Below are 20,735 nucleotides of genomic sequence, written 5' to 3' on the forward strand. Positions count from 1 at the left end.
GTCTTGCCATGATCGACATGGCCAATCGTGCCGATGTTCACATGAGGCTTTGTACGCTCGAATTTACCTTTTGCCATAGTCTCTTTCCTTGGACGGCCGGGACCTTCAGTTCAGTCGAATGCGGGGCGATTAGCGACTGCGGCCGAAAAACACAAGTGTCTTGTGGCCGGGGCTTTCTCACCCGGTCTGAACCCATGATCCGGTTTTCGGGGATGTGGCGCGGATATAGGAACGAACAAGAAGAAATGGAATGGCCTGACATAGGTTCCGCGGCTGCCGGCATTCAGCCGACGGATATTGCCGCTTCCGCCTGTCCGCCTTGCCGGATTTACTGCCGGATCTGGCCCATTGCCGGTGTGACGCCGGTCTGATTTCCTGATCCGATGCATTTCATTCCGATCGCCATCCGCGGCCCGCTGTTCATGATCCTGTCGACCGGATCCTATGTCGCCAACGACACCATGTTGAAGCTCGCGACGGTTGGGCTGCCGCCCTATGAAGTGCTGTTTTTGCGCGGGACGGCGGCAACGCTGTGGGGCATTCCGTTGCTGTTTGCGCTGGGCTACGCCAGGCAGATCCCGCTGATCCTCGACAGGAGAGTGTTGCAAAGAAACCTGTTCGAGCTGGCGGCAATCCTTTGCTACGTGGTGGCGCTCGCCAACATGCAGATCGCCGATTCGACCGCCCTTGGACAGATCACGCCCCTGCTCATGCTGATTGGCTCCTCTGTCCTGTTCAGCGAGCGCATCGGCGGCTTGCGCATGGCGCTGATCGGGCTCGGCTTCATCGGCGCGGTGATGGTGGCGCAGCCGACCATGCAGGGAATCTCGGTCTACGCCTTGCTGGCGCTCGGCAATGCGGCATTCGCCGCCGCGCGCGATCTCGCCGGGCGCCGGGTCGCCGCCGACGTGCCTGGAATGATCGTCGCAATTTCCGCGGTGGTGGTGGTGCTGGTCGGATCAGGCGTCGCGCATCTGATGTCGGAGCGTTGGGTGGCGCCCGAGACGCATCATTTACTGCTGATGGTCGGGGCCGGATTGTTCCTGATTTTTGGCCATTTCTTCATCTTCATGGCCTATCGCGCCGGGCCAACCGGCGTCGTGGCGCCGTTCTATTACTGCTTCACCGTCTGGGCGGTCATTTCCGGCCTGGTGGTGTTCCAGCAATTGCCGAACGCACTGGCGATCGGCGGTATCCTGCTGGTGGTGGCCAGCGGGCTGACCATCGTGTCGCTCGACGAACGCCGGCGCCGGCTGACCGTCGTCGCATAATTTGGGCAGTGGTGACCAAAACAACGGACCACAGATTTTCAACTTGGCCGCTGCCCGCAAAAAATGGAGAAACCTATGACAAGCCAGGAGAATGCCGGCAACCGCGTGCTAGCCGGAAAATGCCTGTGCGGCGCCGTGCAATACGCGGTGGCCGACGAGTTCATCTACGCCGCCAACTGCCACTGCTCGGACTGCCGGCGCACCACCGGTTCGGCTTTCAAGCCGTTTGCCGGCATCGAGCGTGAGAGACTGAGCCTGACCAAGGGCGAGGACAACCTCCTGATCTTTGGCGAGGGGACCGGCCACAACGTGCACTGCAAGACCTGCGGCTCATTGCTCTACTCGGTCGTCCGCGACGGCGCCTTCGTCCACGTCACCATGGGAACCCTCGTCGACGAGCCGGCCATCCGTCCAACGCAGCACATCTTTGTCGGCTCCAAGGCGAAGTGGTTCACGATCGCCGACGACCTGCCTCAATATGAAGAGCATGCCGCCGGGGGCGCCGACTGAAGACCTGCCGATGTGGCTGACGGCATTGCCGCTCAGGCACACGCAGTGACACGGCGCATTTTCAAGGAAGTTATTTTATTTTCGATAATGACTTCAAAAGCATGCTTGGAGCGGGTAGCGGGAATCGAACCCGCATATTCAGCTTGGAAGGCTGCTGCTCTACCACTGAGCTATACCCGCGCATTTCACCCGAAAACCGCTATCCACTTTTCGGTCCGAGGCTTTGCGTTTCAGGGCTTCCGGGCCGGCAGTGGTGGAGAGGGTTGGATTTGAACCAACGTAGGCATAGCCAACGGATTTACAGTCCGTCCCCTTTAACCACTCGGGCACCTCTCCAGTCTGCCGCCGGAGCCATGCAACGAGGCATCGACGCGTCGCGGCCGCAGGAGCAGCCCGTCGCGAAGCGCCTTATGGCGGCAGCGCCCAAAACTGTCAACCGCAACATCCCGGCAAAACGCGCTGAATTTGTTGACGACCCGACGAGCAGGGTTTTGCGGCTGTATCCATAGGCGAACGACACGGCTATAGAACCGGCCATGAGCAACGACAACAAGCCCAAGACCCCGAAAGACACCCACTACGCCAAGCTGCGCCGCGCGCATCGCGACGAGAAGAGCGGCGGCGCGCCGGCGTTCAGGCCGCGCCAGCCGGTCCCACCAGGAGAGACCGTCGCGGATGGGCTGGTGCGGCTGTACGGCCTGCACACGGTGCGAGCAGCAATCGACAATCCGCGCCGGCGGATCAAGAAGATGCTGGTGACGCGCAACGCCGCCGAGCGGCTGGCTATCGCCGACCTCACCGCCCTGCCCTTTGAGACAGAGATGGTCGAGCCGAAAGACATCGACAAGGTCACCGGCTCTGACGCCGTGCATCAGGGCGTGCTGATCGAAGCCGAGCCGCTAAAACCCAAGCGCCTCGATGCGCTCGGCGATACCACGCTGGTGCTGGTCCTCGACCAGGTCACCGATCCGCACAATGTCGGCGCGATCCTGCGCTCGGCTGTCGCCTTCGGCGCCGGCGCGCTGATCACCACCGCGCGCCACAGTCCGCATGAATCCGGCGTGCTGGCAAAGTCGGCCTCCGGCGCGCTGGAGCATATCGACCAGATCGAGGTAAAAAACCTCGCCGACGCGCTCGGCCAGTTGCACGAGGCCGGCTTCCAGACCATCGGCCTCGATTCGGACGGGCCGGCGGAACTCGAGAAAAGTTTTGCCGGGGAAAGGATCGCGCTGGTGCTGGGCGCCGAGGGCAAGGGCTTGCGTCAGAAGACGCGCGAAACGGTGACGACGCTGGCCCGGCTCGACATGCCCGGCGCCATCCGCTCGCTCAACGTGTCGAACGCCGCGGCGGTGAGCCTTTATGCGGCGAGGAAGTTTTTGGGTTAGGGGAGTAGGGCAGTAGGGCAGTAGGGCAGTAGGGCAGTAGGGATGCACTTGCTGCGAGCCGCAACCCGCCTTGCTGCCTATCCTTACCCCCTATTCCCCTATTCCCCTATTCCCCTACTCCGCTATTCCCCTACTCCCCTATTCCCCTAACTCATATCCCGCCATTCGCTCCAGCGCCTTGACCAGCGCCGAATGATCCTCCTTGGCGCCGCCATTGGCCGCGCAGGCGTTGAACAATTGTTGCGTCGTCGAGGTGTTGGGCAGCGCGACGCCAAGCGCTTTTGCCCCTTCCAGCGCGAGATTAAGATCCTTCTGGTGCAGTTCGATGCGAAAGCCCGGCGCAAAGCTGCGCTTGATCATGCGCTCGCCATGCACTTCGAGAATGCGCGAGGCCGCCAGTCCGCCCATCAGCGCTTGCCGCACCTTGGCCGGATCGGCGCCGGCTTTCGATGCAAAAACAAGCGCTTCCGCGACTGCTTCAATGGTCAGCGCGACGACGATCTGGTTGGCGACCTTGGTGGTCTGGCCGACGCCGTTGGGGCCGACCAGCGTGATGTTCTTGCCCATTTTTTCGAACACCGGCCTGGCGCGCTCGAAGGCCTTTTCCTCGCCGCCGACCATGATGGTCAGCGACGCGGCCTTGGCGCCGACCTCGCCGCCCGACACCGGCGCATCGAGATAGTCGCAGCCCAGCGCATTGATTTTCGTGGCGAATTCCTTGGTCTCGATCGGCGAGATCGAGCTCATGTCGATGACCAGCTTGCCCGCGGTCAAACCCGAGGCGACGCCGCTGTCGCCGAACAGCACGTCGGCCACCTGAGGCGTGTCGGGAACCATGGTGATGATGATGTCGGCGGCACGTGCCACGGCGTGATGGCCGGAGACGGTTTTTAGACCCTCGGCGACGAGATCGGCCGGCGGTTTCGAGCGATGGTCGCTGGCGACGACGGTGTAGCCGGCGTCGAGCAGATGCCCCGCCATCGGCGCGCCCATGATGCCGAGGCCGATGAAGCCGATGGTGTCCATTGATGTTTCTCCTTGTTGAGGCCGAGTTCCGTGGCGCCCCCCTCTGGCCTGCCGGCCATCTCCCCCACGGGTGGGGAGATCGGATGTCGCCGCCGCTTTCGCCAATTTTTGAGGTTGAAAAAGTAAAAGCCGGCGCCGGAACTGCCAATCTCCCCACCCGTGGGGGAGATGGCCGGCAGGCCAGAGGGGGGCGCCACGGAACTCGACTTCAATAATCCTTGACCCCCTACGCCGCCGCCTACCCGGCAAACTCCCGGAACCAGCCCAGCCCGGCTTCCGTCCCGCCCTTCGGCTTGTATTCCGCCCCGACCCAGCCGGTATAGCCGATACGGTCGATGTGGCTGTACAGAAAAGGAAAATTGATCTCGCCCGTCCCCGGCTCATGCCGGCCGGGATTGTCCGCAAGCTGGATGTGCGCGATGCGGTCGAGATTTGCCTCGATGGTGCGGGCGAGATCGCCCTCCATGATCTGCATGTGATAGAAGTCGTATTGCAGGAACAGGTTTTTTGAGCCGACGCGGTCGATGAGCGCCAGGGCCTGGTCCGAATAGTTGAGGAAGAAGCCAGGAATGTCGCGGGTGTTGATCGGCTCGATCAGCAGCCTGATGCCGGCCTGCTCCAGCTTCTCGGACGCGAACGCCAGGTTCTCGGCGAAGACGTCTTCCAGCACCGAACGTTCGACGCCTTGCGGCGCGATGCCGGCGAGGCAGTTGACCTGTTCGCAACCCAGCGCATGCGCGTAGGTGATCGCCTTGGCAACGCCTTGCCGGAATTCGGGAACACGATCCGGCAACACCGCAATGCCGCGCTCGCCCTTGCCCCAGTCGCCGGCCGGCAGGTTGAACAGCACCTGCGTCAGGCCGTTTTTCTTCAGCCTCGCCGCAACGACATCGGGCGCATGATCATAGGGGCCGATATATTCGACACCCCCAAAACCGGCGTGGGCGGCGGCTTCGAAGCGGTCGAGGAAATCGTGCTCGCCAAAGAGCATCGAAAGATTGGCTGAAAACCGTGGCATTCTTTTTTCTCCGTTCAGTCCAGCATGACGATCGCCGTCGGCGCGTCTTCATGGTGTTCGGCAAGCTCCTCGAATTCTGTGATCTTGTCGATCTCGGTGCCCATCGAAATGTTGGTGACGCGCTCTAAGATGAATTCGAGCACGACCGGAACCTGGTGCTCCTTCATCAGGCGCTGCGCCTGTTTGAAGGCGCCGGCGAATTCCTCCGGCCGGCGCACCCGGACCGCCTTGCAGCCCATGGCCTCCGCAACCGCGACGTGGTCGACGCCATAGCCGGCCTCGGGATCGTCTTTCCGGTTGACGTTTTCGAAGGCGAGGCTGACCTCGAAATCCATCGAAAAGCCGCGCTGCGCCTGGCGGATAAGGCCGAGATAGGCGTTGTTCACGACGACATGGATATAGGGCAATTTGTGCTGCGCGCCGACCGCCAGTTCCTCGATCATGAACTGGAAATCATAGTCGCCGGACAGCGCCACGATGTTGCGCTGCGGATCGGCGGCGCGAACGCCAAGTGCGGCCGGCAACGTCCAGCCGAGCGGGCCGGCCTGGCCGCAATTGATCCAGTTGCGCGGCTTGTAGACATGCAGGAACTGCGCGCCGGCGATCTGCGAAAGCCCGATCGTGGTGACGTAGGTGGTGTCGCGGCCGAATGCCTTGTTCATCTCCTCGTAGACGCGCTGCGGTTTTAGCGGCACCTGGTCGAAATGCGTCTTGCGCTTCATCGTCTTCTTGCGGCCCTGGCATGCCCTGGCCCAGCCCGACCAGTCGCGCAGTTTTTCCGCCGTCTTCCATTCGGTGGCGACGTCGAGCAGCATTTTGAGCGCCGCACCGGCATCCGAGACGACACCGAGGTCCGGCGCGAAGACACGGCCGATCTGCGTCGGCTCGACGTCGACATGGATGAATTTCTTGCCCCTTGTGTAGACGTCGACGGAGCCGGTGTGGCGGTTGGCCCAGCGGTTGCCGATGCCGAAGACGAAATCGGCCTCGAGCATCGTCGCGTTGCCGTAGCGATGCGAAGTCTGCAGCCCGCACATGCCGGCCATCAGCCGGTGGTCGTCGGGGATCGCGCCCCAGCCCATCAGCGTCGGGATCACGGGCACGCCGGTGACTTCGGCGAACTCGATCAGCAGATCCGAGGCATCGGCATTGATGATGCCGCCGCCGGCGACGATCAACGGTCTTTCCGCCGCGTTGAGCATTTTCAGCGCTTTCTCGGCCTGGCCGCGCGACATTGCCGGCTTGAACGGCACCAGCGGCTCATAGGCGTCGATGTCGAACTCGATCTCGGCCAGTTGCACGTCGACCGGCAGGTCGATGAGAACCGGCCCCGGCCGCGACGAGCGCATCAGGTGGAACGCCTTCTGCAGCGCCATCGGCACCAGATAGGGTTCCATGACGGTGACCGCCCATTTGGCGACGGGTGCTGCGATGGCGGCGATGTCGACGGCCTGGAAATCCTCCTTGTTGAGACGCGCCCGCGGCGCTTGGCCGGTGATGCAGAGGATCGGGATGGAATCGGCCGCGGCCGAATAGAGGCCGGTGATCATGTCGGTGCCCGCCGGACCCGAAGTGCCGATGCACAGGCCGATATTGCCTGATCTGGCGCGGGTATAACCTTCGGCCATGTGCGAGGCCGCCTCGACATGGCGCGCCAGGATATGGCGGATCGTACCCCTCGCCCTCAGCGCCGAATAGAACGGGTTGATGGCAGCACCCGGCACGCCAAAGGCGCAGGAGATGCCTTCCTTTTCCAAAACGAGAACCGCTGCGTCGACTGCGCGCATCCTGGCCATGTCAGCCTCCACGGAATTGTTGATGGCCGAGAATGCCAGCGCGCCTGTTATTTTTCAATTTTTTCAGAATATTTTTTCATTTCCAAGAAACGGATCCTATATGCTGGTTTTATTGGATTTTCCGTTTTCCACGAAATTCGCATGGCAAATTGGTAAAAAACTTTTTCATTGCGCATTCGGCGAAATCGGCAAGAATGCCCACTATGGAAACCGCCGAAAAACGCCAGCGCGGACGGCCGCGCGCTTTCCACGGTCCGGCCGAGTCGGCTTCGGTGCAGTCGCTCGACCGGGCGCTGCGCATCCTGGCCATTGTCGCCGACGGCAGCGGCCTGTCGCTGAGCGAGATCGCCACCACGTCCGGCCTGCCGGCTTCCACCGCCTACCGCATGCTGACGACGCTGGAAAACCACGGCATGGTCGAGTTCGACAGCACCGACCAGCTGTGGTCGATCGGCGTCGAGACCTATCGCATGGGCGCGGCGTTCCTGCGCCGCCGCAAGCTGGTCGACCGCGCCCGCATCGTCATGCAGGAATTGATGGAGAAGACCGGCGAGACCGCCAATCTCGGCGTCGCCGAGGACGACTGCGTCGTCTTCGTCAGCCAGGTCGAGACGCATCAGGCGATCCGCGCCTTCTTCCGGCCGGGCACGCGCAGCTCCTTCCATGCCTCAGGCATCGGCAAGGCGGTGCTGGCGCATCTCGAGCCGCAGCGCGTCGGCGCCGTCCTGCGCCGGACCGGGCTGGAGCGCTTCACCGAAAAGACGCTCTCCGACATCTCGGCGTTGGCCCGTGATCTGGTGACGATAAAACTGCGCGGCTGGTCGGTCGACGACGAGGAACGGCACCCCGGTATGCGCTGCGTCGCCGCGGCCATCTTCAACGAGTTCGGCGAGCCGATCGGCGGCGTGTCGGTTTCGGGACCGACGGTGCGGGTCACGCCGGAGCGGCTGGCCGAGATCGGCCCGCTGGTGCGCGATGCGGCAGCGGAAATAACCAGGATGATTGGTGGTCTGCCGCCCCCTTCTTCACCAATCCGCGCCGCCGAACCGGGTTCACTCTTCGAGATTGGCGCTGCGCGCTCACCTTGACAGCCGCCCGGCTACGGCCAAGTTTGCGTCCACCTTCCGCCAGCCGACGCCCGAAAGATGCATGAGCCTCCAATCCGTCAAAGCCTTCTTCGCCGAATATGCCCCCGACATCGAGGTGATCGAAACGCCGACAAGCTCGGCGACCGTCGCGCTCGCGGCCGAGGCGCACGGCGTCGAGCCGGGGCAGATCGCCAAGACCATCTGCCTGCGCGTCGGTGACCGGGTTATGCTGGTCGTCGCCCGCGGCGACGCGCGCATCGACAATCGCAAATCGCGCGATGCATTCGGCGGCAAGCCGCGCATGCTCGATGCCGAGCAGGTGGCCGAAATCACTGGCCATCCGATTGGCGGCGTCTGCCCCTTCGGCCTCGCCTCGCCGTTGCCGGTCTATTGCGACGTATCGCTGCGCGCCTACGATCAGGTCGTGCCAGCGGCCGGCGCAACCAATGCAGCGGTGAAAATAGGCGTCGAGCGCATGGCAGCGCTGACCGGCGCCGAATGGTGCGACATCTGTCAGGATGAGCTAGCCCCGGGCACCGCGCTCTTGGTCGATAGGTCGTAGAAATCAAGCAGCATCGCCAGCCCAACTCCGCAGGCGGTGAAGATGAGGCCGGCGATGAAGATGCGGGTGGCGCGTTCATAGACGCGTCGCTGTAGAGACGTTGTGTCGAGCAGCAACCGCAGCGCTCGTATCTGCAAGGCAATGCCTATCAAAATCGGCACGACGGCTGCCAGGTGATAGATTTCCCAAGGGAGCGGGTTGGCGGCCCAATGCGTGATGAAGCCCAGCGAGAAAGCCAGTAGAATGCCGACGGTGGTGATCGTGCCGTTGCGGAAATCCGTCTCAATCTGCTCTTCCTTGGGTTCGTGCTCGTCCAAGCGTCCCTCTCCCTCTGGTGCCTTCACCGCCAGACTAAGCTGTCGAAAAATCCCTGTACATCCCTCGCTGGAACCGGTTGCGGTGCCGGGTTCAATCTTGCAACCCAGACAGCTGAAAAAGGGGCAGTGGGTGCCCCTTTTCCCTTGCCTGAAACGGTTCACCTCCCCTCAAAGCCGGCAACGGTGACGGTAACCGTCGTAGCCGACATAGGTGTCGGAGTACGGATCGTAGCTCTGATAGCGGTTGAGGCAGCGCCGAACGTGCCATGAGCCGCCATTTTCCTGGATGTAGACGGTGCGCGGCTGGGCGAGCGCGGTGCCGAGCAGGAAGCCACCGACGCCGGCGGCGATGCCGATGCCAAGGTGCTTGTTGTGATGGTGCTTGTGATGGGCGGCCGAAGGCTGAACGGTGCCGGCCAGCATGGCGGCGGCCACAGTGGTCGCGATGAGGCCGGAAACGATGGTGCGCTTGAACATGACGATCTCCTTGCTGTAGAGGCGATCCATCCGCCTCTTGACCATCTGTCGTGGCAGCAAGGAAAAAGGTTCGACGTTTTTTCGATTTTTCTGAACTGGGTTTGCGCCAGGCGCGCAATGACGACCGGCGAAGAGCGCCGGTTGGCAGTCCGGCGGCGGGAGGCCTCAGCCCATGCCGGTGATGTGGCGCAGCCAGAAGGCGAGCGCGATGAAGCCGATGATGGTGGTGACGCCGGTCCAGTCGACATTGGCGCTCTTCAAAACCTTGATGAGCTTCACCAGGAGAAACCAGGCCACGACGACGATCAGGGCAATGACGACAAGTCTGATCATGCGACACCCTCGCCTATGCGATTGCACCTTCGAACGATATAGGAAGCCAATTGGCCGTTTTCAGGATGCCCGCGCCGGCAGCTCCGGCGCGCTTGTAGGCAAAACAGAGTTCATCTTTACTGGCGCAACAAATATGCTAACCGGAGCGCCGTGCCCTTGTAGCTCAGCTGGTAGAGCAGCGGTTCGCCAGATATCACTGACGTCTTTGCGGATGCTTTCGGATTGCAGCAAGCACCGCGCCGTCATCCAAGCTACATTCAACAGACCCTACCGCGGCCAGCGCATCAGCGGCATCCACCGAATCCCCACCCGGTCCAGGCCCTCTGATGACGAAATGTCCTTTCTCACATGTGAAGTCCCATTTGTGCAGCTGCTTGTAGGATTCCGTCTTGCCTTCGTTTTCAGCATGATAAAGCACGACGTAACCATCGGGCTTCGTGACGGAGAGCATCTGTTGTATTGCCTTGAGCGGACTAGCGGTGTGATCTATACAATTCTGTCCATGCACGATGTCGAAACTGTAATCGTCAAATTGCGCTCTAAGATTTTCGGCGTCACCAAAGACTGTTCGCACAAGAGGTTGGATCCCAAAATCTCTCAGAACTTGATCATATTCCGATGCCAGCAGGTCAGTTGCAGTAATCCTGATCTCTTTCGAAGCATGCACTTTGCCGAGCTTCGTCAAGGGGCCAGCGCCCACATCGAGTATGTAAACTGGGTTGGTCGTCAACCTGTCGACATATCGCCCAACGTGATCCTGAATTGGTAAATTGGGGTCAAGACGTTCCTTGTAGTCCTCTGGCCAGAATGATCCCTGAGTGGAGAACCAGTGTCTCCAAAACAGAACTTCGTCCCTGAGCTGTTGGGATCGGCTGTCTCCCTCCAGCCAGCGCAGGATCTTTCGTCCGAGCCGCCGAGCCCTAGTCAACACCGATGTCGATCTTCTCAGAGACCCTTCTCTAGCCATGACAGGAATCCTCGCGGTGAAGAGGGTTTACGGTCCGCTCTGGCCACGACGACGACCGGGCAATGACGACAAGTCTGACCATGCGACACCCTCCGCCTATGCGATTGCAGTTTCGGCCATTATAGGAAGCGAATTAGCCGTTTTCAGGATGGCCACGCCGGCAGCTCCGGCGCTCTCTGGGCAGCCGAAAACGGAGTTTTGTCTTTACTGGCGCACCAAATATGCTAACCGGAGCGCCGTGCCCTTGTAGCTCAGCTGGTAGAGCAGCGGTTTTGTAAACCGAAGGTCGGCGGTTCGATTCCGTCCGGGGGCACCAAAGCCTGTCGTCTTGAATGAGGCCGGCCTTTCGGATTTTGCCGCGCTGCGCAAGGGGGACGAGGGCCAATTGGGACCTCTAGATCCCATACATCAGGGCAATGAAGAATACCGGTGCGAAGATCAGGAAGATCGCCATTACAATAATCACGGCGAGGGCCAGGCGCTCTGTTCGCCTGACGATTGCAACGACGTCGTCGTCGCTCGACGAAACAAGATCAACCACCGAGAAATCTGTTGGGTCAGGAGTTTGATTGTCATTGGCGGGTCGGCTTGCGACCGCATCGACATTCTGTTTGCTCTGGATAATGGTCACAGTTCTTTCCGCCGTTAGGGTGCCGTATCGGGTGCCCGCCGATGAGTATACAGCGGGGCACCCGGAACCACCGATGAAGGGACTTTGCTCGGCGGCCAAATACCAATCCTTTGCCAAGATCTTGGTTGCCAGCCTCAGCCCTCTGTCTTTAACGCACAGACTTCAGTCTTACTGCCTCATGGACCATAGCCCGGCGCCGGAACTAAGTGCCCGCCGGTCCCGTTGCCGACCAGTGATAATTGAGAATAGGAGATAGTCATGGCTGACGGTCCCACCGTTGTTAACTCAGGCGGAAATGGCGCCGGCACCGCTGTCGCCGTCGTTCTCGCTATTATCGCAATCGTGATCCTGCTGTTGTTCACCGGCGTTATCAACATCAACGGCGGGGGCACCGGAAAGGACGTCGACGTAAAGGTTGAAGCGCCTAGGGTTGAAGCGCCCAACGTCGAAGCGCCAGCCGCGTCCGCTCCGGCAGAGCCGAGCGCACCTGCCCCAGCCGCGCCCGCTCCGGCAGAGCCGGCCGCACCCGCTCCGGCAGCACCTGCTCCGGCAGCACCTGCTAACGGCGGCTGATTGTGACATCGGATATCAGGCCCGGCGGGATGCGCTTCCGGGCTTCATGTTGAGGGCCGTCCACACTCTGCAAAGCGGCCCACGCAACAGAAAGCCGTTCCATGGAGTTTCAATCAGTTGCGGGGACCAGCAAAGGAGGATCGCTTATGAAGATGCTCGTCACCCTCCTGGCCGGCATTTCGCCCCCCTGACGCTTCTGCCGCTTGGAAAAGATATCAACGACCAAGTTGGTGCACCCGCTTCTGCAATATAATTTTCGGTTAATGATGGCGACAGCTATCTACCGATAGAGTCTCGGGTACTTGGCCTTCTCAGTCTGGCAATCATCCCTGCGCCGCACCGCTTTGTTGTAAGCGGCTTCATAGGCGCGGATGGCCCTCTTGAACTTAGGTGGATTGGGTGTCAGGTGTTTATCGACACCGTCGTACAAAAGGACTGGAACGGCTATAATGGCTTTTCCATTTTCGTTCAGCTTCAGCGCCCGGCATCTCTGCGCAACGCCGTTGACGTTACCTGCCATTGTAGCGGCCAAATTCAACTTGGCGTCGGCCATCCGAGCCAGGAAAGTAATGTTTTGCGGCACTCCCTGTCCGGCTGAAGCGGCCGAAGATAGGACGCAAACTGCCGCGCCGAGGACAATCAAAATCCGGTTCAACGTTGCCCCCTCGATATTTGGCGATCTCGACCCAAGCATCGCCCGTCCCTGCAAAGCGAGGTTGAAATAATTCAATTCGAAAAGCAATTGGCGTTACGCGACATTGCGAGGATCACCGCACGCGATGCCTCGCCACCGCGTGTTCGATCAACATGTCGATGATCTGGCAGTAGCCGACGCGAGATTATAAGCAAGCGAAATGGTTATTGAGTTCGAAGCGTGCCCTGCTCTTTAGCGACAGCGTCGAAGCTTTCCTGGGGCGAAGCTTGATCCTAAGATGTAGCCGAAGGGGCACAGGAGACGCGGTTACTGTGATCCCCCGACATTGTTTCCGGCACGGCATGGCTTGGTCATCGCTTTCTCTTTGTCATGAGTGCGCGGACTTTGACGATCATCGCAGCATTGGACTTCAGCTGAAAGGCACGGATCTTTCGCATGTGTCGATCGGCTACCTCCTTGTAGTAAAGGATCGGCCGCATCGCTCGCTCGTATGCTGCTTCTTGTCCGGCGCACAATTTCTGCGCTTTTCTCGCTAACGAATACGGATCGCCGCGCTGAACTGACAGCTTTGCCGACCACAACTGATTGCATTTAATCAAGGCGCTCTGTTCGGCCTTGTACCTCGGATCGACTGCTGCTCGGGCGTCAGCAGTAAAAATCATAAGTCCCACTAGTGTCGCGAGTAAAAAACGCTTCATTGCAGCCCCCCAAAGAGGGGTAACACAAACTGAAATTTCTCTACCTTTCAAGCCCGACGCCCTGGTGATCGTCAGGGTCGGTCGAAAATCTGCTCGTCCCCGATTTCCACAGGCCGGGCCATAGCCCATCAGCTTCAACGCATATATTCCGGAGCAGAACCACAGGTATTCCGTAGTGGAAAAAATAGGAGTCGCCGTTGGAGCAGAAACGCACGATCGCACCGTTTATCGGCGGCATGTATGGTGGTCTTGCTGCCCTGGCGTTGGCGTTCGGTTTCCGCTTCCTGATGATTGCCGATCCCGATCCGACCTCGCAGGCAACCATAGCCCTTTCGGGATTGGCCTTTTCGATCTGTTTCAGCCTGACCTTCCTTCGCGAGCATCGACGCCAGATTGCCGCCGCCAGAGAATTTCTAAGCCGTCCAAGATCGTATCAGGACTAACCCCCCGCGTTTCGCAAAGCAAAGCGCCATGCCTCCGATCCGGGGCATCAGAACCAACGGATGCAGCAGGGCGATGCGGACCGGCCGGCATCTCCTGCTCGCGGCCATTTAATGCCATTCGATTAAAATGCCCCTGCGTATATTAGCAATCACTCAATTTAGCGCGCCGACAATGTCCGAGCGGTGGGCTAAACAACGGGTGGTGTCATGCGAAGCGACTTCGCTGCGGCGCGCGAGCTCTTGGAGTGCGCCCAAAACCGGCTCTGCGGCATGGACGAAACCAGCCAGCGCGTCAGCGAGGCACTCGACTTGCTGATTGAAGAAATAGCCATCGCGGAATTCCGTAAGGCGCCGCTGACCGTCGTGCCGTTTCCACGTGCGCGGCCACCCAGGCATGCTCGGTAGAACACCGCCGATGTAGTCAACAGCGGAAGTGCTCCCACCAGCGAAATTGAACCGGCGCGATTGCGGCTTAGCGGCGTCCGAGCCACCAGAAATCCCATCGGGAGCCCCTCAAACCGCGATCGCCGCCACCAGAATCCGGTTCTGCCTTCGTATCGCGGCGCGCAGTTCGGCAATCCTGGCCCCGTCGCGCTTCACGAATTCTATGAACATCATGTTCATGTTATTGAACACCAGTTCGCCGAGCGCCTGCCCGTCGATATCCCGGCGGACCAGGCCGAGCCCCTGCAGCCGGGCGATCAGCGCGCGGATCTGCTCGGTCAGCGCCCGGTCGAGCGCCGTGTAAGCCTGCCCGAACGGGCTGTCGGGCAGTTGCGTCGAGATCGCCATCGCCTGCCGCCACATCTCCTTGCTGAGATAATGCAGCGAATGCTCGATATAGATGCCGAGCAGCGTGTCGAGCGCATCGCCGACATTGGCCGGCGGGTTGGCGACCACGCCCTGCCCGGCATTGAGCACCTCGTTGACCTCCATCGAGACGATGGCGCCGAGGATGTCGCCCTTGTTCTGGTAATAGTTATAAATCGTGCCGACCGAGACTTCCGCCTGCGCCGCGATCGTCTCGATCTTGGCGCCTTCATAGCCGGTGTCGCGAAAAAGCGCCGCCGCCGCCTCGATGATCCGGCGATGCCGATCCGCCTTTTGCCTTGCCCGCAATCCGCTCATGTCGGCTATCTGCCATAAAAACAGAATTGACTCAATTTTAGAATTGGTTCAATTTTTTGCCAGAAGCCAGAAAGGCAAGGGAGAACACTCGATGACCATCAATCCAGACATCTCGAATCCAACGACCAGGAAGCCGCTTTCGGTTCTGAAGAGCCACCTTCACGCCGCGTGTGCAGCGACAGCGCTGCTGCTGGCGACGGGCAGCCTCGCCCAGGCTGCCGATCTCAACGCCTTGATCTGGTGCGATCACGCCGACCCGGCGCTGCTGCAGCCCTTCGAAGAGGCCAATGGCGTCAAGGTCAATGTCAAGGAATTCGAAGGCACCGGCGCCGGCATGGCTATTGTCGAGCAGTCGCAGCCCGGCGACTGGGACGTGATGGTGATCGACAGCATCGACATACCGCGCGGCGTCGAAAAGGGCCTGTTCGAGCCGCTGCCGGAAGACAAGCTGCCGCTGGCCGACCTCTTTCCCCAGGTGAAGATGGACAGCTCCACCGTGATCGACGGCAAGCGCTACGGCATCACCGAAAAGTTCGGCTACAACACCATCGGCTACAACAAGACCAAGGTCGACCCGGCCGACATGCAGTCGCTGGCCGCGCTGACCGGCGACAAATACAAGGGCAAGATCGCCATCTACGACTACTACCTGCCGGTCATCGGCATGGCGGCGCTGGCGATCGGCAAGAAGACCGCCGAGCTCACCGAAGCCGACCTTCCGGCCATCAGGCAAGAGCTGCTCAAGATGAAGGCCAATGCCAAGCTGGTCGGCGAAGTGACCGCCAGCCAGACCGCGCTGGCGACCGGCGAGGTCGACATTCTCGTCGGCGGCGGCGAATGGGTGACGGCCGGGCTGGCCAAGGAGAACCCTGCCCTCGACTTCTCGATTCCCAGAGAAGGTGCTGTGCTGTGGTCGCAGTCGCTGGCCATGTTCAAGGATTCCAAAAACAAGGACACGGCGCTAAAATTCATCCAGTACATCATGAGCCCTGAAGGCCAGGCGCGGCTTGCCACCTCTGCCTGCTATTGGGGCATGCCGGCGAATACCAAGGCGGCTCTGACCGATGAGCAGAAGAAGATCCTGCGCTTCGACGAGCAGCCGGATTTCCTCGCCCGCGCCCAGCCCTATCCGGCGCCGAACGCCGATCTCGACAAGAAGATGCAGGACGTCTGGACCGAAATGCTGCAGGCGCAGTGACCGGTCGCCGGTCGTGAACTCTGCCACCAACAGCGAGCGTGCCCTGCCCCGGGCGGGCCGCGCCCTGCCCCGGGCGGGCCTGCCCTGGGCGCTGGTCACGCCGGCGCTCGGCTGGACGCTGCTGTTCTTCGTGCTGCCGTTCGTCGCCATGGGGTTTTCCAGCCTAACGGCGCATGACGGCGGCGGCTTTACACTCGCCAACTACAGCCAGTTCTTCACCAACCCGGCCTATTGGCAGGCGATGGTGAATTCGCTGCAGGTTACAGCCATCGTCACCGTGATTTCGGTGCTGCTCGCCTACCCTTTCGCCTGGATCCTCGCCGAACAGGTGCCGGAGCGCTGGCAGCGGCTGGCGCTGATGCTGGCGGTGCTGCCGTTCTGGACCTCCTATGTCGTGCGCTCCTATTCCTGGCTGCTGGTGCTGGCGCAGAACGGCGTGATCAACCGCGCGCTGACCGGCTCCGGCCTGTTCAGCGAGCCGCTGCAGCTCGCCAACACACGGCTGGCCACGGTCATCGGCTTCGTTCATTTCTTCGTCATGCTGTTGACGCTGACGATCTTCGCCAATCTCAAGCAGCTCAGCCCGAGCTACCGCAAGGCAGCCGCCGATCTCGGCGCCGGGCCGGTGCGCACGTTCCTGCATGTCGTCCTGCCGCTGACCTTGCCCGGCATCATGGTCGGCGCCTTCCTCACCTTCGTACTGTGCATCGGCGACTATATCACGCCGCAGATCCTCGGCGGCAACAACGAGCTTTTGATGCCGCAGCTGGTGATGATGCAGATCGGCCGGCGCGGCGACTTTCCGCTCGCCTCGGCGCTGTCGATCATCCTGATGGCGGTCGTCACCATTGCCTATCTCGCCTGCGCCCGCTGGCTCAAGATCGAGCGGTCCTGACCGTGCGCGCCGTTGTCCGCATCGTCTCCTGGTTCTACGCCGTCGCCATCTATGGCTTCATCTTCCTGCCGGTGGTCGTGCTGGTGCTGTTTTCGCTGCAGGCGACGTCGTTTCCGATCCCGCCCTTCACCGGGCCGTCGCTGCGCTGGTACGACGCCGTGCTCGCCGACACGCGGCTGACCTCGGCGCTGGTCAATTCGCTTCTGGTCGCTGCCCTCTCCTCGGCTGCCGCCGTCACGCTCGGTTTCCTCTCAGCCTGGGGTTTTGCGCGTTTCGTCCTGCCGGGGTCGGCCCTGCTGCGCGGGCTGATCACGCTGCCGCTGACCGTGAGCTATCTCATCATCGGCATGGGGCTGCTGGTGCTGTTCAACTGGGCCGGCATACCGAAATCGCTGCTTGCCGCCGGCATCGGCCATGTCGTGATCAACCTGCCGCTGTGCTTTGCCATCATCTACAGCCAGATGGGCGACCACCAGATCAACATCGAGCGTGCCGCGCGCGACCTCGGCGCGCCCGAATGGAAGGTGCTGCTGCTGATCACCGTGCCTGTCATGGCGCCGGCGATCTTCGCCGGTTTCTTCCTGTCGATGACCTTCTCCTGGGACGAATTCGTGATCTCGTTCCTGCTGACGCGCTTCGACACGACGCTGCCGGTCGAGATCTGGAACCTGCTGCGCTCAGGCCTCAATCCCAAGACCAACGCCGTCGGCTCGCTGGTCTTCGCCGTCTCCATCGTGCTGGTGGTGTTTTTTGAACTGATGCTGTTGCGGAGGAAGCCGGCATGACCGCGCCACTGGTCGATGTCCGCGCTGTCTCGCATCGCTTCGGCCCGCACACCGTGCTGAGGAATGTGTCGCTGCAAATCGAGCCGGGCAGTTACACCATCCTGCTCGGCCCGTCGGGCTCCGGCAAGACGACGCTTTTGTCCATTCTCGGCGGCTTCGTCACGCCGAGCCAAGGCAAGGTGCTGATCCGCGGCGAGGACTGCACCGCGGTGCCGCCGGCGAAGCGGCCGACGACGACGGTGTTCCAGGACTATGCGCTGTTCCCGCATATGAGCGTCGGCCGCAATGTCGGCTTCGGCCTGCGCATGCAAGGCGTCGATGCCGCGACACGGACCACGCGGGCGCGCGAGGCGCTGGCGCTGGTTGGTCTGGCCACCGCCTTCGACAAGAAGCCGCACCAGCTTTCCGGCGGCCAGCGGCAGCGCGTCGCGCTGGCCCGCGCGCTTGTCGTCGAGCCTGCGGTGCTGCTGCTCGACGAACCGCTCGGCGCGCTCGACCTAAAATTGCGCCGGCAGATGCAGGACGAGTTGAAAGCGATCCAAAAACGCGTCGGCACCGCCTTCATCCATGTCACCCACGACCAGGAAGAGGCGATGGCACTGGGCGACCATTGCGTGGTGATGAATGACGGGCGCATCGAGGACGAAGGTCCGCCGGAGCGCGTCTATGCGCGGCCGGCGACGCGCTTTTCCGCAACCTTTATGGGTGAGAGCACGCTGATATCGGGAACGGTGACGGCGGCGAAGTACGGATCAATCACTGTCGCGACGCAGGTCGGACCGCTTTCGCTGCCCGGTGCAGTGCCTGCTGGCGCTTCTGTCGCCCTCGCCGTCCGTCCGGAGCACCTTGTCCTCGGCGCAACCGGCGGCGCGGTAAGCCTCGGCACGGCCAAGGTGAGCGACGTGGTGTTTCAGGGCAGCTTCAAGCGCGTGCTTGCTGTCTCCGAGAAAGACCCGGCGCTGCACTTCATCGCCAGGGTTCCCGCTGCTGCGGTCGTCCAGCCGGGCGACATCTCTGCGGTTTCGTGCGACGCTGGCGATGTCATTCTTCTGGCGGGCTGAGCCATGGGCACGCTTCCGATCATCGACGCACCGAATTGGTATGAAGCCATCCGTATGGGCGATGGCGTAACGCTGATCCACGAGCCGTGGATCAAGCCGTTCTTCCGCTGCAACATCTGGCATGTGCGCGGCCGCGATCGCGATCTTCTGTTCGACACCGGCCTCGGCCATTTCAGCCTGCGGCGCCACGTCCCGCTGGTGACGGAGCGAAAACTCGTTTGCGTGGCCAGCCACACGCATTTCGACCATATCGGCTGCCATCACGAATTCCCGGACCGTTGCGTGCATGCGGCCGAAGCAGAAATCCTCGCCGATCCGCGCAATGAATGGACGGTCGCCGACCGCTACGCGACCGACGCCATGTTCGACGCAATACCGCAGGGCTGGGATGCCACGCGCTACCGGATCCAGCCGGCCCCGGCCGATCGTCTGCTTGGAGAAGGCGATTTCGTCGATCTCGGCGACCGTGCCTTCGAGGTGATCCACACGCCGGGCCATTCACCCGGCGGCATCGCGCTCTACGAGAGGAAGACCGGCATCCTGCTTTCCGGCGACATCGTCTATGACGGCCCGCTGATCGACGATGTCTATCATTCCGCTGTCGACGACTATGTCGAGACGCTGCTGCGGATGCGCGAGCTCGATGTTGCGGTCGTGCATGGCGGCCACTTCCCGAGCTTCGGCAAAGTGCGCTACCGCCAGCTTATCGACGAGTATCTCGCACAAAAGCGGCAGGCCGGCTGCCATCTGCTGCAGGCGCGCTAAGCACCGGCCTCCTATCGCGAGAAGTGCATGGCGAAGTCACAACGCCCGTTGCGGGCACGGCGTGCCGGCGGCATCGCCGCAGCGTGAAGCCGTTGGTTGGGGTCGCAAACTCGTCTGTTCCGACTGGCGCACCAGTTGGGCAAAGGCAAGCGCAAAACTTCCCAGCATCAAGACGATGACAATCAGGCGTGTTACCGGCAATAAATCGGTCCGACTAGCTGGCCCCACGCCGCCCATCCACTGCCGGCTAACATGGTCGATCCGACTTTACGAGAGTTTAATCCCCGTCTTAACCATCACATTCGCTTGTCACTCGACACGATGCGCGAGCAGCAGACCGGCGGCTCCTGCCGGCGCTGTATCAAGCGGCGCCAGATGTCTCGCTTTGCAGATCTGCCAGCCCATGCTAACCCGGCGCTGGCGCGGCCCAAGCAACCGGTCGCCACCGACCGGTCGCCATCAACACTCGCCATTGGGGAGCCATGAACAAAGCCGCCAGCCGCTTCGCCTTCGTCTCGTCTGATACCGCCGACGCCAAGGCGGCGCTGGAGAGCCTTTCGGCGCGTTATGGCCAGGCACCCATCGAGGATGCAGAGATCGTCGTGGCGCTGGGCGGCGACGGCTTCCTGTTGCAGACCTTGCGCGACACGATGAGCACGGGAAAAAAAGTCTACGGCATGAACCGTGGCACCATCGGCTTCCTGATGAACGAATATCGCGCCAGCGGTTTGACCGGGCGCATCGCCGCGGCCGTTGCCGAAACGATCCGTCCGCTGGAGATGCAGGCGGTGACGGCAGAGGGCGACACGATCTCGGCGTTGGCGATCAATGAGGTAGCGCTGTGGCGCCAGTCCTACCAGACGGCCAAGATCCGTATCACCGTGGACGGGCAAGTGCGGCTGGAGGAATTGAACTGCGACGGTGTGATGGTCGCGACGCCGGCCGGCTCGACCGCCTACAACCTGTCCGCGCACGGACCGATCCTGCCGCTCGACGCGCCGCTGCTGGCGCTGACCCCGGTCAGCCCGTTCCGCCCGCGCCCCCGGGGGCGGGGGGGGGGGGGGCCACAAGGAGCCCGGGGGGGGGGGGTTTGGGGGGGGGGGAAACGGGCGGGGGGGACCCCCCCCCCCCCCCCCCCCGGGGGGGGGCGGGA

The 20,735-nt window shown here is 61.7% G+C and carries 25 protein-coding genes, 3 tRNA genes and 1 pseudogene; 15 read left to right on the top strand and 14 right to left on the bottom strand.

Annotated elements, in window-relative coordinates:
* Positions 1 to 77 (bottom strand): annotated as a pseudogene (locus tag AC0L17_RS30000) (GTP-binding protein); the annotation flags it as partial.
* A 306-nt stretch (positions 78 to 383) separates the two neighbouring features.
* Here AC0L17_RS30000 and AC0L17_RS30005 point away from each other — a divergent pair.
* Together AC0L17_RS30005 and AC0L17_RS30010 are read left to right on the top strand one after the other, a co-directional pair.
* Positions 384 to 1,271, top strand: a complete 888-nt coding sequence (locus tag AC0L17_RS30005; protein ID WP_473518427.1) for a DMT family transporter — start codon at positions 384 to 386, stop codon at positions 1,269 to 1,271.
* A 75-nt stretch (positions 1,272 to 1,346) separates the two neighbouring features.
* Positions 1,347 to 1,781 carry a GFA family protein gene (locus AC0L17_RS30010; RefSeq protein ID WP_473518428.1) on the top strand — a complete coding sequence of 145 codons (435 nt, stop codon included), beginning with the start codon at positions 1,347 to 1,349 and terminating at the stop codon, positions 1,779 to 1,781.
* Between the two features lie 106 nt (positions 1,782 to 1,887).
* Here the strand turns inward: AC0L17_RS30010 and AC0L17_RS30015 are convergent.
* Positions 1,888 to 1,961, bottom strand: a tRNA-Gly gene (locus AC0L17_RS30015).
* Between the two features lie 71 nt (positions 1,962 to 2,032).
* Positions 2,033 to 2,117 (bottom strand) — tRNA-Tyr (locus tag AC0L17_RS30020).
* A gap of 200 nt (positions 2,118 to 2,317) precedes the next feature.
* Here AC0L17_RS30020 and AC0L17_RS30025 point away from each other — a divergent pair.
* Positions 2,318 to 3,166, top strand: coding sequence for a TrmH family RNA methyltransferase (locus AC0L17_RS30025; RefSeq protein WP_473518429.1), 849 nt, complete (start codon positions 2,318 to 2,320; stop codon positions 3,164 to 3,166).
* Between the two features lie 138 nt (positions 3,167 to 3,304).
* Here the strand turns inward: AC0L17_RS30025 and AC0L17_RS30030 are convergent, their stop codons facing one another.
* The 3 genes from AC0L17_RS30030 to gcl form a co-directional block, all read right to left on the bottom strand.
* A complete protein-coding gene (locus AC0L17_RS30030) occupies positions 3,305 to 4,192 on the bottom strand; it encodes a 2-hydroxy-3-oxopropionate reductase (protein WP_473518430.1) in 888 nt (295 codons plus the stop codon).
* A 238-nt stretch (positions 4,193 to 4,430) separates the two neighbouring features.
* A complete protein-coding gene (gene hyi, locus AC0L17_RS30035; protein WP_473518431.1) occupies positions 4,431 to 5,210 on the bottom strand; it encodes a hydroxypyruvate isomerase in 780 nt (259 codons plus the stop codon).
* Positions 5,211 to 5,224: 14 nt separating this feature from the next.
* Positions 5,225 to 7,006, bottom strand: a complete 1,782-nt coding sequence (gene gcl, locus AC0L17_RS30040; protein ID WP_473518432.1) for a glyoxylate carboligase — start codon at positions 7,004 to 7,006, stop codon at positions 5,225 to 5,227.
* A gap of 203 nt (positions 7,007 to 7,209) precedes the next feature.
* Here gcl and bhcR point away from each other — a divergent pair, with 203 nt between their 5' ends.
* Both bhcR and AC0L17_RS30050 read left to right on the top strand, forming a co-directional pair.
* Positions 7,210 to 8,094: an HTH-type transcriptional regulator BhcR gene (gene bhcR / locus AC0L17_RS30045; protein ID WP_473518433.1), complete on the top strand. Its 885-nt coding sequence runs from the start codon at positions 7,210 to 7,212 to the stop codon at positions 8,092 to 8,094.
* 61 nt (positions 8,095 to 8,155) lie between these two features.
* Positions 8,156 to 8,656, top strand: coding sequence for a YbaK/EbsC family protein (locus AC0L17_RS30050; RefSeq protein ID WP_287058836.1), 501 nt, complete (start codon positions 8,156 to 8,158; stop codon positions 8,654 to 8,656).
* Here AC0L17_RS30050 and AC0L17_RS30055 read toward each other — a convergent pair.
* From AC0L17_RS30055 to AC0L17_RS30070, 4 genes are all read right to left on the bottom strand, one after another.
* Positions 8,608 to 8,973: a hypothetical protein gene (locus AC0L17_RS30055; RefSeq protein WP_473518434.1), complete on the bottom strand. Its 366-nt coding sequence runs from the start codon at positions 8,971 to 8,973 to the stop codon at positions 8,608 to 8,610. The genes AC0L17_RS30050 and AC0L17_RS30055 overlap by 49 nt on opposite strands.
* A gap of 168 nt (positions 8,974 to 9,141) precedes the next feature.
* Positions 9,142 to 9,450: a BA14K family protein gene (locus AC0L17_RS30060; protein ID WP_023798132.1), complete on the bottom strand. Its 309-nt coding sequence runs from the start codon at positions 9,448 to 9,450 to the stop codon at positions 9,142 to 9,144.
* A 165-nt stretch (positions 9,451 to 9,615) separates the two neighbouring features.
* Positions 9,616 to 9,783 (bottom strand): hypothetical protein, encoded by a 168-nt coding sequence (locus tag AC0L17_RS30065; RefSeq protein ID WP_023798133.1) that lies wholly within the window; start codon positions 9,781 to 9,783, stop codon positions 9,616 to 9,618.
* A 193-nt stretch (positions 9,784 to 9,976) separates the two neighbouring features.
* The gene (locus tag AC0L17_RS30070) at positions 9,977 to 10,750 is read right to left on the bottom strand and encodes a class I SAM-dependent methyltransferase (protein WP_473518435.1); all 774 of its coding nucleotides are present in this window, start codon (positions 10,748 to 10,750) and stop codon (positions 9,977 to 9,979) included.
* 240 nt (positions 10,751 to 10,990) lie between these two features.
* On the opposite strand from AC0L17_RS30070, the gene AC0L17_RS30075 reads away from it, so the two are divergent.
* A tRNA-Thr gene (locus tag AC0L17_RS30075) sits at positions 10,991 to 11,066 on the top strand.
* 78 nt (positions 11,067 to 11,144) lie between these two features.
* Here the strand turns inward: AC0L17_RS30075 and AC0L17_RS30080 are convergent.
* Positions 11,145 to 11,381, bottom strand: a complete 237-nt coding sequence (locus AC0L17_RS30080) for a hypothetical protein (protein ID WP_473518436.1) — start codon at positions 11,379 to 11,381, stop codon at positions 11,145 to 11,147.
* A 258-nt stretch (positions 11,382 to 11,639) separates the two neighbouring features.
* Between AC0L17_RS30080 and AC0L17_RS30085 the strand changes: the two genes are divergently transcribed.
* The gene (locus tag AC0L17_RS30085) at positions 11,640 to 11,954 is read left to right on the top strand and encodes a hypothetical protein (protein WP_473518437.1); all 315 of its coding nucleotides are present in this window, start codon (positions 11,640 to 11,642) and stop codon (positions 11,952 to 11,954) included.
* Between the two features lie 280 nt (positions 11,955 to 12,234).
* Here AC0L17_RS30085 and AC0L17_RS30090 read toward each other — a convergent pair whose 3' ends face one another.
* Both AC0L17_RS30090 and AC0L17_RS30095 read right to left on the bottom strand, forming a co-directional pair.
* Positions 12,235 to 12,696, bottom strand: a complete 462-nt coding sequence (locus AC0L17_RS30090) for a hypothetical protein (RefSeq protein ID WP_473518438.1) — start codon at positions 12,694 to 12,696, stop codon at positions 12,235 to 12,237.
* Positions 12,697 to 12,959: 263 nt separating this feature from the next.
* Complete coding sequence (locus AC0L17_RS30095; protein WP_473507598.1) at positions 12,960 to 13,445, bottom strand: hypothetical protein; 486 nt, start codon at positions 13,443 to 13,445, stop codon at positions 12,960 to 12,962.
* Between the two features lie 59 nt (positions 13,446 to 13,504).
* Between AC0L17_RS30095 and AC0L17_RS30100 the strand changes: the two genes are divergently transcribed.
* Together AC0L17_RS30100 and AC0L17_RS30105 are read left to right on the top strand one after the other, a co-directional pair.
* Positions 13,505 to 13,750 (top strand): hypothetical protein, encoded by a 246-nt coding sequence (locus tag AC0L17_RS30100; protein ID WP_473518439.1) that lies wholly within the window; start codon positions 13,505 to 13,507, stop codon positions 13,748 to 13,750.
* 207 nt (positions 13,751 to 13,957) lie between these two features.
* Complete coding sequence (locus AC0L17_RS30105; RefSeq protein ID WP_023798138.1) at positions 13,958 to 14,155, top strand: hypothetical protein; 198 nt, start codon at positions 13,958 to 13,960, stop codon at positions 14,153 to 14,155.
* Between the two features lie 108 nt (positions 14,156 to 14,263).
* Here the strand turns inward: AC0L17_RS30105 and AC0L17_RS30110 are convergent, their stop codons facing one another.
* Positions 14,264 to 14,878: a TetR/AcrR family transcriptional regulator gene (locus tag AC0L17_RS30110; protein WP_128168536.1), complete on the bottom strand. Its 615-nt coding sequence runs from the start codon at positions 14,876 to 14,878 to the stop codon at positions 14,264 to 14,266.
* Between the two features lie 91 nt (positions 14,879 to 14,969).
* Here AC0L17_RS30110 and AC0L17_RS30115 point away from each other — a divergent pair, with 91 nt between their 5' ends.
* The 6 genes from AC0L17_RS30115 to AC0L17_RS30140 form a co-directional block, all read left to right on the top strand.
* On the top strand, positions 14,970 to 16,076 hold the full coding sequence (locus AC0L17_RS30115; RefSeq protein WP_473518440.1) for a polyamine ABC transporter substrate-binding protein: 1,107 nt from the start codon (positions 14,970 to 14,972) through the stop codon (positions 16,074 to 16,076).
* A gap of 13 nt (positions 16,077 to 16,089) precedes the next feature.
* On the top strand, positions 16,090 to 16,971 hold the full coding sequence (locus AC0L17_RS30120) for an ABC transporter permease (protein WP_473518441.1): 882 nt from the start codon (positions 16,090 to 16,092) through the stop codon (positions 16,969 to 16,971).
* Between the two features lie 2 nt (positions 16,972 to 16,973).
* On the top strand, positions 16,974 to 17,756 hold the full coding sequence (locus AC0L17_RS30125) for an ABC transporter permease (RefSeq protein WP_473518442.1): 783 nt from the start codon (positions 16,974 to 16,976) through the stop codon (positions 17,754 to 17,756).
* Positions 17,753 to 18,817, top strand: coding sequence for an ABC transporter ATP-binding protein (locus AC0L17_RS30130; protein WP_473518443.1), 1,065 nt, complete (start codon positions 17,753 to 17,755; stop codon positions 18,815 to 18,817). Before AC0L17_RS30125 ends, AC0L17_RS30130 begins: the two co-directional genes overlap by 4 nt.
* A gap of 3 nt (positions 18,818 to 18,820) precedes the next feature.
* Complete coding sequence (locus AC0L17_RS30135; RefSeq protein WP_473518444.1) at positions 18,821 to 19,582, top strand: MBL fold metallo-hydrolase; 762 nt, start codon at positions 18,821 to 18,823, stop codon at positions 19,580 to 19,582.
* 482 nt (positions 19,583 to 20,064) lie between these two features.
* Positions 20,065 to 20,735 (top strand): NAD kinase (locus tag AC0L17_RS30140; RefSeq protein ID WP_473518445.1); only part of this gene is annotated, 671 nt, incomplete at its 3' end.

This window comes from Mesorhizobium sp. WSM4829 (assembly GCF_055811475.1).

Excerpts from the sequence above, each read along its gene's own strand:
- AC0L17_RS30050 (WP_287058836.1), top strand. The coding sequence starts at position 8,156 with ATGAGCCTCCAATCCGTCAAAGCCTTCTTCGCCGAATATGCCCCCGAC.
- AC0L17_RS30105 (WP_023798138.1), top strand. The coding sequence starts at position 13,958 with ATGCGAAGCGACTTCGCTGCGGCGCGCGAGCTCTTGGAGTGCGCCCAA.
- bhcR (WP_473518433.1), top strand. The coding sequence starts at position 7,210 with ATGGAAACCGCCGAAAAACGCCAGCGCGGACGGCCGCGCGCTTTCCAC.
- AC0L17_RS30115 (WP_473518440.1), top strand. The coding sequence starts at position 14,970 with ATGACCATCAATCCAGACATCTCGAATCCAACGACCAGGAAGCCGCTT.
- hyi (WP_473518431.1), bottom strand. The coding sequence starts at position 5,210 with ATGCCACGGTTTTCAGCCAATCTTTCGATGCTCTTTGGCGAGCACGAT.
- AC0L17_RS30085 (WP_473518437.1), top strand. The coding sequence starts at position 11,640 with ATGGCTGACGGTCCCACCGTTGTTAACTCAGGCGGAAATGGCGCCGGC.
- AC0L17_RS30130 (WP_473518443.1), top strand. The coding sequence starts at position 17,753 with ATGACCGCGCCACTGGTCGATGTCCGCGCTGTCTCGCATCGCTTCGGC.
- AC0L17_RS30070 (WP_473518435.1), bottom strand. The coding sequence starts at position 10,750 with ATGGCTAGAGAAGGGTCTCTGAGAAGATCGACATCGGTGTTGACTAGG.
- AC0L17_RS30110 (WP_128168536.1), bottom strand. The coding sequence starts at position 14,878 with ATGAGCGGATTGCGGGCAAGGCAAAAGGCGGATCGGCATCGCCGGATC.
- AC0L17_RS30025 (WP_473518429.1), top strand. The coding sequence starts at position 2,318 with ATGAGCAACGACAACAAGCCCAAGACCCCGAAAGACACCCACTACGCC.
- AC0L17_RS30005 (WP_473518427.1), top strand. The coding sequence starts at position 384 with ATGCATTTCATTCCGATCGCCATCCGCGGCCCGCTGTTCATGATCCTG.
- AC0L17_RS30010 (WP_473518428.1), top strand. The coding sequence starts at position 1,347 with ATGACAAGCCAGGAGAATGCCGGCAACCGCGTGCTAGCCGGAAAATGC.
- AC0L17_RS30030 (WP_473518430.1), bottom strand. The coding sequence starts at position 4,192 with ATGGACACCATCGGCTTCATCGGCCTCGGCATCATGGGCGCGCCGATG.
- AC0L17_RS30135 (WP_473518444.1), top strand. The coding sequence starts at position 18,821 with ATGGGCACGCTTCCGATCATCGACGCACCGAATTGGTATGAAGCCATC.
- AC0L17_RS30065 (WP_023798133.1), bottom strand. The coding sequence starts at position 9,783 with ATGATCAGACTTGTCGTCATTGCCCTGATCGTCGTCGTGGCCTGGTTT.
- AC0L17_RS30060 (WP_023798132.1), bottom strand. The coding sequence starts at position 9,450 with ATGTTCAAGCGCACCATCGTTTCCGGCCTCATCGCGACCACTGTGGCC.
- gcl (WP_473518432.1), bottom strand. The coding sequence starts at position 7,006 with ATGGCCAGGATGCGCGCAGTCGACGCAGCGGTTCTCGTTTTGGAAAAG.